9 protein-coding genes and 2 rRNA genes are annotated in these 13,762 nt (G+C 42.2%); 3 read left to right on the top strand and 8 right to left on the bottom strand.

Annotation, left to right across the window (positions count from 1 at the left end; translation table 11 throughout):
* Positions 1–128: 128 nt before the first annotated feature.
* On the bottom strand, positions 129–1,958 hold the full coding sequence (gene ilvD / locus AC0JIQ_RS00145) for a dihydroxy-acid dehydratase (RefSeq protein WP_005219091.1): 1,830 nt from the start codon (positions 1,956–1,958) through the stop codon (positions 129–131).
* 603 nt (positions 1,959–2,561) lie between these two features.
* Between ilvD and fmt the strand changes: the two genes are divergently transcribed.
* Positions 2,562–3,524: a methionyl-tRNA formyltransferase gene (fmt, locus tag AC0JIQ_RS00140; protein WP_474202274.1), complete on the top strand. Its 963-nt coding sequence runs from the start codon at positions 2,562–2,564 to the stop codon at positions 3,522–3,524.
* On the top strand, positions 3,521–4,828 hold the full coding sequence (rsmB, locus tag AC0JIQ_RS00135) for a 16S rRNA (cytosine(967)-C(5))-methyltransferase RsmB (protein ID WP_474202273.1): 1,308 nt from the start codon (positions 3,521–3,523) through the stop codon (positions 4,826–4,828). Before fmt ends, rsmB begins: the two co-directional genes overlap by 4 nt.
* Before the next feature lie 46 nt (positions 4,829–4,874).
* On the opposite strand, the gene AC0JIQ_RS00130 is transcribed toward rsmB, so the two are convergent.
* The 3 genes from AC0JIQ_RS00130 to AC0JIQ_RS00120 all read right to left on the bottom strand — a co-directional run bounded on the left by AC0JIQ_RS00130 (position 4,875) and on the right by AC0JIQ_RS00120 (position 8,322).
* The gene (locus AC0JIQ_RS00130) at positions 4,875–5,018 is read right to left on the bottom strand and encodes a methionine/alanine import family NSS transporter small subunit (protein WP_004659683.1); all 144 of its coding nucleotides are present in this window, start codon (positions 5,016–5,018) and stop codon (positions 4,875–4,877) included.
* A gap of 10 nt (positions 5,019–5,028) precedes the next feature.
* The gene (locus AC0JIQ_RS00125) at positions 5,029–6,507 is read right to left on the bottom strand and encodes a sodium-dependent transporter (RefSeq protein WP_004659682.1); all 1,479 of its coding nucleotides are present in this window, start codon (positions 6,505–6,507) and stop codon (positions 5,029–5,031) included.
* A 372-nt stretch (positions 6,508–6,879) separates the two neighbouring features.
* Entirely contained in the window at positions 6,880–8,322 is a 1,443-nt protein-coding gene (locus tag AC0JIQ_RS00120; protein WP_474202272.1) for an aldehyde dehydrogenase family protein, read from the bottom strand.
* Between the two features lie 132 nt (positions 8,323–8,454).
* Between AC0JIQ_RS00120 and AC0JIQ_RS00115 the strand changes: the two genes are divergently transcribed.
* Entirely contained in the window at positions 8,455–9,150 is a 696-nt protein-coding gene (locus AC0JIQ_RS00115; RefSeq protein WP_474202271.1) for a TIGR04219 family outer membrane beta-barrel protein, read from the top strand.
* A 285-nt stretch (positions 9,151–9,435) separates the two neighbouring features.
* On the opposite strand, the gene AC0JIQ_RS00110 is transcribed toward AC0JIQ_RS00115, so the two are convergent.
* The 4 genes from AC0JIQ_RS00110 to AC0JIQ_RS00095 all read right to left on the bottom strand — a co-directional run bounded on the left by AC0JIQ_RS00110 (position 9,436) and on the right by AC0JIQ_RS00095 (position 13,662).
* Positions 9,436–9,747 (bottom strand): ankyrin repeat domain-containing protein, encoded by a 312-nt coding sequence (locus AC0JIQ_RS00110; RefSeq protein ID WP_474202270.1) that lies wholly within the window; start codon positions 9,745–9,747, stop codon positions 9,436–9,438.
* 27 nt (positions 9,748–9,774) lie between these two features.
* Positions 9,775–10,407, bottom strand: a complete 633-nt coding sequence (locus tag AC0JIQ_RS00105) for a hypothetical protein (protein WP_168154660.1) — start codon at positions 10,405–10,407, stop codon at positions 9,775–9,777.
* A 90-nt stretch (positions 10,408–10,497) separates the two neighbouring features.
* Positions 10,498–10,612, bottom strand: a 5S ribosomal RNA gene (gene rrf, locus AC0JIQ_RS00100).
* A 159-nt stretch (positions 10,613–10,771) separates the two neighbouring features.
* Positions 10,772–13,662, bottom strand: a 23S ribosomal RNA gene (locus AC0JIQ_RS00095).
* Positions 13,663–13,762 lie beyond the last annotated feature (100 nt).

Here is a 13,762-nt window from a genome sequence, read left to right as displayed (position 1 = left end):
ATAAGCTTTCTCTAACTTGAATTCAAACAAGTGAGCAAATAAGTATAATGAGTATCTTATAAAATCAGAAAAAAGTCCCTCTTTATCGTAATAAAGAGGGATGATAAACATCGTCGCTTAGCAATAGTTTACAGAACGCGTACAGCACCTTTCGCAGCACTGGTTGAATGCAAAGCATAAATTTTCAAAGATTTTGAAACTTTACGCTTACGCTCTTCCGCTGGATGCCAACCTTTGGCTTCTTGAGCTGTACGGCGATGTGCCATGGTTGCATCATCAACATCAAGGTGAATGGTACGATTCGGAATATCAATTTGGATAGTATCACCATCTTCAACCAGACCAATTGCACCACCTTCCGCTGCTTCTGGAGACACGTGACCAATTGATAAACCTGAAGAACCACCAGAGAAGCGACCATCAGTAATCAACGCACAGTCCTTACCCAAACCTTTCGACTTCAAGTAACTGGTTGGGTACAACATTTCCTGCATGCCTGGACCACCACGTGGGCCTTCATAACGAATGACAACGATGTCACCTGCCACGATCTTATGATCTAAAATCGCTTCAACCGCTGAATCTTGGCTTTCAAAAACACGCGCTGTACCCGTGAATTTAAGAATCGACTCATCTACACCAGCAGTTTTCACGATACAGCCATCTAAAGCGATGTTGCCGTAAAGTACTGCCAAGCCACCGTCTTTAGAGAAAGCATGTTCAGCATTACGAATCACACCTTTCTCACGGTCACCATCCAAAGTTGAATAATAACGGTTTTGTGAGAATGCCACTTGAGTTGGAACACCACCCGGTGATGAGCGATAGAACTCATAAACATCTGCATCTTCAGTGCGGATAATATCCCACTTGTCTAAGGCATCTTTGAGAGTAGGTTCATGTACCGTTGGGCAAGAAGTGTTCAGTAAGTTAGCACGATCAAGTTCACCCAAGATCGCCATGATACCCCCAGCACGGTGTACATCTTCCATATGCACATCCGACTTTGCAGGTGCAACTTTAGACAATACAGGTACTTTACGAGATAAATTGTCGATATCATCCATAGTGAAATCAACTTCTGCTTCATGTGCAGCAGCAAGCAAATGCAATACGGTATTGGTAGAACCACCCATTGCAATATCCAAAGTCATCGCATTTTCAAATGCTGCTTTGGTTGCAATTGAACGTGGCAGAATGCTGTCGTCATTTTGTTCATAATAACGCTTCGCAAGTTCAACCACTAAACGACCTGCTTTTAGGAATAGTTTTTCGCGGTTAGCATGAGTTGCAACAATAGAACCATTACCCGGCAATGATAAACCCAAAGCTTCAGTTAAACAGTTCATTGAGTTTGCAGTAAACATACCCGAACATGAACCACAAGTTGGACATGCCGAACGCTCAAATGCTGCAACTTCTTCATCGGTATAGCTTTCATCTGCTGCAACGACCATGGCATCAACTAGGTCGATTGCCTTTTCATCACCACGGAATTTGACTTTACCCGCTTCCATAGGACCGCCAGATACGAACACTACTGGGATATTCAAGCGCATTGCAGCCATCAGCATTCCCGGTGTGATCTTGTCACAGTTCGAGATACATACCATTGCATCGGCACAATGTGCATTCACCATGTATTCTACAGAATCAGCAATTAAATCACGTGATGGTAGTGAATACAGCATCCCGTCATGGCCCATGGCAATCCCATCATCAACGGCAATGGTATTAAATTCTTTTGCGACACCACCAGAAGCTTCAATTTCTCGTGCAACAAGTTGCCCTAAATCTTTAAGATGCACATGTCCAGGAACAAATTGGGTAAATGAATTGACCACCGCAATAATTGGTTTGCCAAAATCTTCATCTTTCATACCTGTCGCACGCCATAAACCGCGCGCGCCAGCCATATTTCTTCCATGTGTTGATGTTTTCGAACGATAATCAGGCATTTTTGATTCCCAACAAGTTTGTGCTCGAGAAGAATGGGACATTCTCTCTGGCGAAATGATACTGAGCTTTTTCCATCATACTACAAGTCATCGTTTAACAGATGACCTACTTAGAGATCTTTTTCAGCTCTTTTTTACATCATTCAGCCTCACAAGCTTCTGATCTGATCAAAAATTCTGGAATTTTCCGCTAAATACAATCATCAAGCTAAGTTGCTACGTAAAGTTCTAATATTCGGGTAATGATGGTTGCTAGAATCAAAATGAAACTAATTCTACTGCCTAATATGAGCTCTTTACTGTTCATATACTCACCTATTTTTATTATTGAATGACCATAGCTTTGGTTGATCAAGGTTTAAATATGATGTTAACGAGACATCGCTCATCATCATTCCTTTTTTGCTTTATATAATCATTCAAGCTCCTAAAAACTCACCGCCCAAATGATTAGAGATGCTCAAATTAGATTACATGTAAAAATGTTTGATTTGCACATTTTTATGTATAATCTGCGTATCCTTTCTCATTTGGGATTGATCTTTTCCGTTTAGGACTTTGATATAATCAACATAGATTGATTTATTTTGAAGAGTTGACCGTTTGAAAATTATTTTTGCTGGTACACCTGAATTTGCAGCAACTGCATTAACGGCATTATTAAAAACATCACACCAAATTATTGCTGTTTATACCCAGCCTGACCGTAAATCAGGACGTGGACAAAAATTAACACCATCGCCTGTTAAACAATTGGCACTTGAACACGGTTTACCCGTTTACCAACCTTTGAATTTTAAAGCGTCTACCGAGGACGGCTTGGCAGCTCGGCAACAACTTGCTGCTCTAGGCGCTGATGTCATGGTGGTTGCAGCCTATGGTTTAATCTTACCGCAAGCGGTTTTAGATACCCCTAAATATGGTTGTTTAAATATCCATGGTTCGCTGTTACCCCGCTGGCGTGGTGCTGCGCCAATTCAACGTGCAATCGCAACAGGGGATGCTGAAACAGGGATTACCATCATGCAAATGGCTGCAGGTTTAGATACTGGCGATATGATGTATAAAACCTATTGCCCAATTACTGCGGAAGATACCACGGCCAGCTTGCATGACAAATTGGCTGTTCAAGGTGCAGAAGCGATTTGTACGGTGCTTGAATCAGAACAAAGCTTGCAGGATTTTATTGAAAAACGTGAAGTACAAGATGAAGCACTGACCGTTTATGCGCACAAATTAGTGAAAGCAGAAGCGCGTATCGATTGGACTGTAAATGCAGTTCAAATCGATCGTAATATTCGTGCCTTTAACCCTTGGCCAGTCGCTTTTATTCAGCTCGATGAAAACAATGCCTTACGTATTTGGGGCTCAATGCTTTCTCAACATCAAAAAGCTGATGCACAAGTCGGTGAGATCCTTGCCATAGATAAACAAGGCGTACACGTTGCCTGTGGCGATAATAGCACAGTGTGCTTAACCAGTTTGCAATGGCCAGGTGCTAAAGCCCTCAATCCAGTTCAAATTGCCCAAACCCAAAAATTACATCTTGGACAAATTCTCCCATGAGCCAATCGAATCAATCATCTGCAAAAAATTTGAATCTGCGTGCGCAGGTGGTCAAAACACTTTTGGCGGTTCAAAATGGGCAATCTTTGTCTTCTGTTTTAAATCAACATATCAATATCGTTTCTGAACGTGACCGTAGTTTATATCACGAGCTTACTTTAGGTTGTTTACGCCAATGGTTTTCTTTAAAAGCAATTACTCTACCATTGCTTACGAAACCATTAGACAATGAAGCGCTAGAAAGTTGTTTATATCTAGGTTTATATCAAATTTTATGTACGCGTATTCCTGTACATGCTGCGATTTCAGAAACGGTAAATGCGGCTAAGCAACTCGGTTTCGAACCAATGAGTGGTTTGGTCAATGCGATTCTGCGTCGTGTTTCACGTGAAACAGCTGAATTTGAAACCGCTTTAAATAATACGCATGGTTTACCAAGCTGGTTATTCAAGCGACTAAAAAAAGATTGGCCTGAGCAAGCAGAGACTCTATGCCAAGCCTTAAAACAAGCCGCCCCTCTGACCCTGCGCGTCAATGAACGTCAAATCAGTCGTGATGAGTATCTTGATATTTTAGATGAAGAACAGATCGATGCTCGTGCTTGCACGCTTTCAGATGTTGGTATTGTTTTGGAACAAACGGGCAATATTACCCATTTACCTGGTTTCGAAGAAGGTGGCTTTTCTGTTCAGGATGAACATGCACAATTGTGCGCGATGCTTTTACCCAATTTAGATGACCAAGTGGTTGTCGATGCATGTGCTGCACCAGGCGGTAAAACTGCACACATCCTTGAGCGCTATCATCCTAAAAAATTGATCGCGCTTGATCATGATGCAAAACGTTTATTGCGTGTTTCTGAAAATTTAGAACGTCTTGCCTTAAATGACAACAATGTCGAGATTATTACGGCTGATGCCACCACTTGGCAGGCACCAGAACCCGTCGATTGTATCGTGCTGGATGCGCCTTGTTCTGCAACAGGTGTGATTCGTCGCCACCCCGATATTCGTCTGTTAAGACAATCAACCGATATCGCGCAAACAGTGGCCTTACAGCAACAGATTTTGCAGCAGATGTGGCAACAGCTCAAAGTTGGTGGCACTTTACTTTATATCACCTGCTCCATTCTAAAAGCTGAGAATGAACAGCAAATGGTTGCTTTCTTCGCCGAACATGCGGATGCAGAGGAAATCAAAATCGAAGCCGATTGGGGTATTGAACAGACCTATGGTCGTCAATTATTACCAACTACACAATCTGGCGATGGTTTCTATTATTGCCGAATTAAAAAATTGGCATAATCAAAATAAAAAAGCAGGCTTTAAAGCCTGCTTTTTTGAATCTATTTTAAAGCGTATGATGATCTTTGACTTCTTCTAAAACGTCATCTAACTCTTCTGGATGTTTCATTAAGTGCAGAATCGACAAAGCAAGTCCGCCCCATAAAAATACCATTGAAATGATCATCATCACGATTGCTGAAGTATTCATAACTGCGCTCCTAACGATCTTTCATTTTGCTGAGTATAACTGCAACGACAGCACAGAAAATCACACTGCCCCACCCAAAGATGCCTTGCAAGCTCATACTATACGTATCGTAACCATTTTTGACCAAGTTAAACACAGTCATGCTCAATGTGGTTAATAAGATCAGAGAGGTGATCACAGTTAAAGTGAAATCCCAACCTTTACCCAATTGAATCGTCGAAATACGGTTCACATGATCACGAAGTTCGATTAAAGCTGAACGCTTAAACCAAGCCACACTGATGATTGATAATAATGCACCACCAATAATCCCGATGTTATTGATAAAGTGATCCACAATATCAACCAGTTTAATCGCATTTACGCTTGAGAATAAGATAACTGAAACGAATGCACTACCACCACCAATGATGGTTACTGCTTTCTTACGGCTCCATTTTAACTTATCTTGCATCGCTGCAATCGGTACTTCCAAGATACTGACCATGGAAGAAATACCTGCGACAAAAAGCGAAGAGAAGAACAATAGACCAAATAAATCTGCACCTGCACCCAAGCTTGAAATGATTTTTGGAAAGGCAATAAATGCTAGACCAATACCACCACTGACAACATCATGTACTTCTTTACCCGCTGCATGAGCCATAAAACCCAATGCTGCAAAAATACCAATACCTGCCAAGATCTCAGTTGAAGCATTGGCAAAACCAACGATCAAACCCGAACCTGTTAAATTGGTTTTCGGCTTTAAGTAAGAGGAGTATGTCACCATGATCCCGAAGCCAACAGATAATGAGAAGAAAGTGTGCCCATAAGCAGCTAACCACACTTTATAGTCCATCATCGCAGACCAGTTCGGAGTGAAAAATGCATTTAAGCCTTCAGCGGCACCAGGTAAACGTAATGATTGAATTACCAGTACTGTGAACAGGACGAATAACAAAGGCATGAAAATCTTATTTGATAATTCAACACCTTTTTTAACACCACCATACAAAATCACTAAGGTCAGTGCCCAAATCCCAACAATTGGCCAAAATAAATGGCTGACAAACTGCAAATCAAAGCCAGTTGCTTTCGAGGTCTGTAAGTACGTATTAAAGAAGAAACTTTCTGGGTCACTGCCCCACGCCTGACCAATCGAGAAATATACATAACTTCCCGCCCACGTCAGTACGCTGGCATAGTACAACCCAATAATGATACAGACACAGACTTGCCACCAACCTAGTGTTTCACCACCTTTAAATAAAGCACGATATGCTTTAGGGGGTGAGCCTGTACTACGATGTCCAGTCGCATAATCTAAAAATAAAAGAGGTAAACCAGCCGTAATCAGTGCGAGTAAATAGGGGATAAGAAACGCACCACCACCATTTTCGTAGGCAACATAAGGAAAGCGCCAAATATTACCTAAACCTACAGCCGAACCAACGGCTGCAATAATAAAACCAGATCGTGATGTCCAGTTTTCACGAGAATCTGCCATATGACACCTAAATATATACCGCTGGCATTTTTCATACTGCGTTAGGTTTTATTATCCAACAGACATGAAAAGTGCCATAAAAATCTTGTTTTGCTTGCATGAAATTTCAACCTTGTGGGCCTCTCATTTTCATGAACAAACAAGCAAAAACCAAACCATCTTCCTTAAAGATTGGATTTTGTTTTTCTGCTTTTTAATAGCCGAACAATACCTGTTTTTATTTCTTTTTACTGTAATTTCTGTCTGAAAAATTATGTTTTTTAAATAACTGATTATTTTTCAACTGAATGAAATTTTGACCTTACAGTCAATTTATAAAATCAAGTATATAAACTAATCAAGCGAAGCCAGAACTCCGCTTGAACTTCTATTTTATTGTTTAATTGCGAGCAAGCGTTCTTCTTGCATATCACGAATCGCTGAGTGAATTCCTTCGCGACCTAATCCAGAATCCTTCACGCCACCATAAGGCATGTTATCAACACGGAATGTAGGTACATCATTAATGATGACTCCACCAACATGCAAATGATCCCATGCATAGAGCATTTTATTCAGATTTTGCGTATATACCCCTGCCTGTAAACCAAAACGACTTTGATTAATTGTATTAATACCCTGCTCAAACTCTTTAAATTTTTCTAAAATAGCAATCGGGCCAAATGCTTCATCCTTATAGATTTCTAGCTTGGCATCAACATTCTCCAGTAAGGTCGGTTCAAATAATACGCCTTGTAAATGTCCTCCCGTCAGAACCTTTGCCCCTTTTTTCTCGGCTTTATCAACCCATTTTTTCAGGCGAACAGCTTCAGCTTCCTTAATCATCGGACCTACTAATGTGGTACTTAGCTTTGGATTATCTACTTTAATTTTTTTCAATTTGGCGATGAGTTTCTTTTTCACTTCCACATAAAGATCAGCATGAACTAAAATCCGTTGTACACTGATACAGACTTGCCCTGCATGCCCATAAGCGGCACTGATCAAACGATCAATCAGCGCCTCATCAATCACGGTATCTGCATCGATCAGAACCGCAGCGTTCCCACCCAGTTCCAAAGTAACTTTCTTGCGCCCTGCACGTGCTTTCATGTCCCAACCAACCTGATCTGACCCCGTAAAGCTGAGTAATTTAAAGCGATCATCTGTTACCAAAATATCCGCTGCTTGGCGATCACAAGGCAACACTGACCATGAGCCTTTTGGTAAATCAGTTTCCGCCAAAACCTTGGCAATCATTAATGCACTGATCGGTGTCAAACTCGCAGGCTTCAATACAAATGGACAACCTGCTGCAATTGCAGGTGCGATCTTGTGTGCCACCAGATTTAAAGGGAAATTAAATGGGCTAATCAGCGAAACTGCACCAATTGGCACATGCTTAACCATACCTCGAAAACGAGCAGCCGCAGGAGTGACTGCCAAAGGCAACATTCGACCATCATCAAGTTGTGTGACCGCATCTGCAGCCAATTGGAAAGTATTTATCAGACGTTCCACTTCTGCACTGGCTGCACCTCGCGGCTTACCCCCTTCAACAATCAATATATCTGTCAATTCTTCACGTAATTCATTAAAACGTTTAACGCAATGTAATAGAACTTTTTGTTTTTCAAATGGCTTAAGAGTCGCCATATCTACCTCAGCTTTAACTGAAGCAGAAATTGCTTTTTCCAACACTTTTTCATCTGCTAACGCAACTCGAGCATAGACCGTATTACTATATTTATCATGAACTTCTAACCATTGACCTGTCTTTACTGCTTTCCCTGCAACATACAAAGGATAATCCACAACATTTTGTGCATCGGTCATTATTCTTCATCCCATTATTAAAATTTAAAATTAGACTACTGTATATTTTCAAATATCACTATATGATTCGCCCAATCACTGATGAATTCACAACAATTCATTACGGTTTTTGATATGAATTAGGACAATCGAATGAAAATATTAAAAATATCAATCTTAGCTTTAGGGACAAGTCTGTGTGGTCTAGCACAAGCAGACATGATTGGTGTAAAAGGCGATCTCAGCTACTGGAATTACAACGGTGAAGCCAATATGGCTGCGCAAACGTCAGCACCAGATCAAGACCTTGATCGTAAGGGATCTGCTCAAGTTTCGCTTGCATTTGAACACCCAATTCCACTGATTCCAAATGCAAAAATTCGCTATGTGAATTTAAAATCACAAACTGAAAATGAAGTTGCAGCTCAGCCAGTTTATGACTTGAACATAGACCATACCGATTTCATTTTATATTATGAAATCTTGGATACCATCGTAAATGCAGATGTTGGTTTAGGCGCAACCAGTTTAAATGGTGATGTTAAAACACTCGGTTTAAGCAAAACAGACATCGATAAAACTGTTCCTGTGATCTATGGATCAGCAGGTGTAAAATTACCATTTACAGGCTTGAGCGCTAAAGCTGAATTGTTATATAGCAACATCAATGATACCAAAATTACTGACGCACAAGCCGAATTACAATATAACTTTATTGATAATCTGTTGGTCGATGTTGGCTTGAAAGCTGGCTACCGTATCTTAGACATTAAATTAGATGACTACGAAAAAAACGATCTTAAATTTAATTTTAAAGGGCCATATGTTGGTTTAGACATTCATTTCTAAATCAAATTAATGAAAAAGCGGAGTCTGATGATTCCGCTTTTTTTATTATGAAGTATATATTTGCCATGTAAGCTTAAGCCTACAACCATCGTTGTCATTGGCGAATAGTTCAATTTAAAACTTTGCCTTATCATATCAAACACAAAGAGACAGGAAGTCTCATTGAAAATAACAAAATACGCAGGAAGCGGTCGTTGATAAGGAATATAAACGACAAGAAACTGAATACTAAGAAGCCCCGTCAGGATGATGGGGCTTCTTTTTATTTATCATTTTATGCGTGATTTAAAGACTTTTAAGATAAGCAATTACTTCATCATGCTCTGCCATTTCTGCAAGCTGCAGCGCAGTATATTCGCCTTGATAAGCCACATTTGCCCCTTTACTCACCAGTAGCTTCACCACCGCCAAATGATCATTTTCAGCGGCAGCCTGTAATGCACTATAGCCTTCGTCATCAGTTTGGTTTGGGTCTACACCCTCTGCCAATGACTTCTCGACTTGCTCCACATCTCCTAAAGATGCCCAATACACTAGCTCAGGAAGATGCAGTTCTTCATCATCTTCGGAGAGTGGAGAGAAAGAGTTTTGTTTCATAATAATTCTCTTTAATAACCTTTCAAATTAATAATTCTCAACGATAAATTCGCCATGAGATTCAGCAACAAGAAATTGAACCACATTTTCACGTGTCTCTAGAACCCATACACCTGTAAATTCTGGTGTCCGTATTACAGTAAAATACAACTTAAAAAGATCACGGATGGAACTTATACCATCCCTTACTACTAAAGCAAAATCTTCCCATTCTTTATTGTTGCCCCAAGGATTATCAGCGTGTAAATATTTTCCTAATCGATCATACAATTTAATAAACTGATTTTTGTCAAAGAATTTTCCTGTTTTTCTATCAAAATGCCAAGTCCCATTCTCTAACTTCTCAGCTGGTAACAAAGGTATAGGGTAAAAGTCAGAATTTATTCCACTTAAAGCTTTTAAAATTGAGCTAGCTTTATAATCTTTTGTATAGTCAGGATTTTTATCAGCTTGAGCACGATATTCTTGATATTTAATTTTATTTGGGGCGATCGAAGCTAAAGCAAATATTTCTAATGCTTTACGTAAATGTAATATTGAGGATTCTAAATCTAATAAATCTTTGATTTCGAAATATGACTCTATAAGACTTTCACACTTCTGTAATCTAAAAAGTGCCTCGTTTACTTTATCAGTATAAATTTTTTGTAAATCTTTCATTTAAATATCTGTTTAAAATTCAAACAATATATTACTTTCGCAATAAAAAACACCCCCTCAGCATTAGCGGAGGGGGTGTTTGAATTTAAAAGCTGGCGATGACTTACTCTCACATGGCAAACGCCACACTACCATCAGCGCTAAGAGGTTTCACTTCTGAGTTCGGGAAGGGATCAGGTGGTTCACTCTTGCTATTGTCGCCAGCAAACTGTTTTGGCTTTCGGTGGTCTTACGTTTTTTGCCACTTATTACCGAAAGAGTTATTAACGGATTAGATTATTGGGTCTGTATTGTAACTAGTTTTCACACTAAATCAAGTTATGTATTGAATTTATCTTGAATACAACAACTGTTTGGGTGTTGTATAGTCAAGCCTCACGAGCAATTAGTATTGGTCAGCTTCACACGTCACCGTGCTTCCACACCCAACCTATCAACGTCCTAGTCTCGAACGGCTCTTTAGAGGAATAAATTCCTAGGGAAATCTTATCTTGAGGTAGGCTTCCCGCTTAGATGCTTTCAGCGGTTATCCCTTCCGAACATAGCTACCCGGCGATGCGACTGGCGTCACAACCGGTACACCAGAGGTTCGTCCACTCTGGTCCTCTCGTACTAGGAGCAGATCCTCTCAAATTTCCAGCGCCCACGGTAGATAGGGACCGAACTGTCTCACGACGTTCTAAACCCAGCTCGCGTACCTCTTTAAATGGCGAACAGCCATACCCTTGGGACCTGCTTCAGCCCCAGGATGAGATGAGCCGACATCGAGGTGCCAAACACCGCCGTCGATATGAACTCTTGGGCGGTATCAGCCTGTTATCCCCAGAGTACCTTTTATCCGTTGAGCGATGGCCCTTCCATACAGAACCACCGGATCACTAAGACCTACTTTCGTACCTGCTCGACTTGTGGGTCTCGCAGTTAAGCGCGCTTTTGCCTTTATACTCTACGCGTGATTTCCGACCACGCTGAGCGCACCTTCGTACTCCTCCGTTACTCTTTAGGAGGAGACCGCCCCAGTCAAACTACCCACCAGACATGGTCCTCGCCCCGGATTACGGGGCAGAGTTAGAACCTCAACATTACCAGGGTGGTATTTCAAGGACGGCTCCATTGGAACTAGCGTTCCAACTTCAAAGCCTCCCACCTATCCTACACAAGTAAGGTCAAAGTTCAATGTCAAGCTGCAGTAAAGGTTCACGGGGTCTTTCCGTCTAGCCGCGGGTACACTGCATCTTCACAGCGATTTCGATTTCACTGAGCCTCTGCTGGAGACAGCGCCGCCATCATTATGCCATTCGTGCAGGTCGGAACTTACCCGACAAGGAATTTCGCTACCTTAGGACCGTTATAGTTACGGCCGCCGTTTACTGGGGCTTCGATCAAGAGCTTCGCTTACGCTAACCCCATCAATTAACCTTCCAGCACCGGGCAGGCATCACACCCTATACGTCCACTTTCGTGTTTGCAGAGTGCTATGTTTTTAATAAACAGTTGCAGCGGCCTGGTTTCTGTGGCTGCCAATAGCTCAGGGAGCAAGTCCCATCACCGTCAGCAGCGTACCTTCTCCCGAAGTTACGGTACCATTTTGCCTAGTTCCTTCAGCAGAGTTCTCTCAAGCGCTTTGGTCTACTCGACCTGACCACCTGTGTCGGTTTCGGGTACGATTCCTGTGTAACTGAAGCTTAGAGACTTTTCCTGGAAGCATGGTATCAGCCACTTCACTGTACAAGTACAGCTTGCTATCAGTTCTCAGCATAGAGTACCCCGGATTTGCCTAAGATACATGCCTACAACCTTCCACCTGGACAACCAACGCCAGGCTGACTTAACCTTCTCCGTCCTCTCATCGCATTACACAGAAGTATTGGAATATTAACCAATTTCCCATCGACTACGCCTCTCGGCCTCGCCTTAGGGGTCGACTCACCCAGCCCCGATTAACGTTGGACTGGAACCCTTGGTCTTTCAGCGAACGGGTTTTTCACCCGTTTTGTCGTTACTCACGTCAGCATTCGCACTTCTGATACCTCCAGCATACTTCTCAATACACCTTCATCGGCTTACAGAACGCTCCCCTACCACTTGACTAATGTCAAATCCGCAGCTTCGGCACATAGTTTTAGCCCCGTTACATCTTCCGCGCAGGCCGACTCGACTAGTGAGCTATTACGCTTTCTTTAAAGGGTGGCTGCTTCTAAGCCAACCTCCTAGCTGTCTATGCCTTCCCACATCGTTTCCCACTTAACTATGATTTTGGGGCCTTAGCTGGCGGTCTGGATTGTTTTCCTCTTGACTACGGACGTTAGCACCCGCAGTCTGTCTCCCGGATAGTACTCATTGGTATTCGGAGTTTGCATCGGTTTGGTAAGTCGGGATGACCCCCTAGCCGAAACAGTGCTCTACCCCCAATGGTATTCGTCCGAGGCGCTACCTAAATAGCTTTCGGGGAGAACCAGCTATCACCAGGCTTGATTAGCCTTTCACCCCTATCCACAAGTCATCCCCTGGCTTTTCAACGACAGTGGGTTCGGTCCTCCAGTTAGTGTTACCCAACCTTCAACCTGCTCATGGATAGATCGCCTGGTTTCGGGTCTATACCCAGCAACTAAACGCCCTATTAAGACTCGATTTCTCTACGGCTCCCCTATACGGTTAACCTCGCTACTGAATATAAGTCGCTGACCCATTATACAAAAGGTACGCAGTCACCGAACAAGTCGGCTCCCACTGCTTGTATGCATGCGGTTTCAGGATCTATTTCACTCCCCTCACAGGGGTTCTTTTCGCCTTTCCCTCACGGTACTGGTTCACTATCGGTCAGTCAGGAGTATTTAGCCTTGGAGGATGGTCCCCCCATATTCAGACAAGGTTTCACGTGCCTCGCCCTACTCGTCATCATTGTGTGTGCCCTTTCGTGTACGGGAATATCACCCTCTACGTTCGCACTTCCCAGAGCGTTCCACTAGAACACACACAACTTAATGGGCTGCTCCCCGTTCGCTCGCCGCTACTAAGGGAATCTCAATTGATTTCTTTTCCTAAGGGTACTGAGATGTTTCACTTCCCCTCGTTCGCTTCATAAGCCTATGTATTCAGCTTATGATACCCGCCTTATAGCGGGTGGGTTCCCCCATTCAGAAATCTCCGGATCAAAGGATATTTGCCGCCTCCCCGGAGCTTATCGCAGGCTATTACGTCTTTCATCGCCTCTGACTGCCAAGGCATCCACCACATGCACTTAATTACTTGACTATACAACCCCAAACAGTCGTTAACACATACAAGTGAGTGTTAGCGTTGCAAACTTAATTGCTACTATTCGTTGTCTGTGAACTTAATCACCATACAGCTT

It is taken from the genome of Acinetobacter sp. FB (genome assembly GCF_056033405.1).
This window is presented reverse-complemented; position numbering and strand designations above follow the sequence as displayed.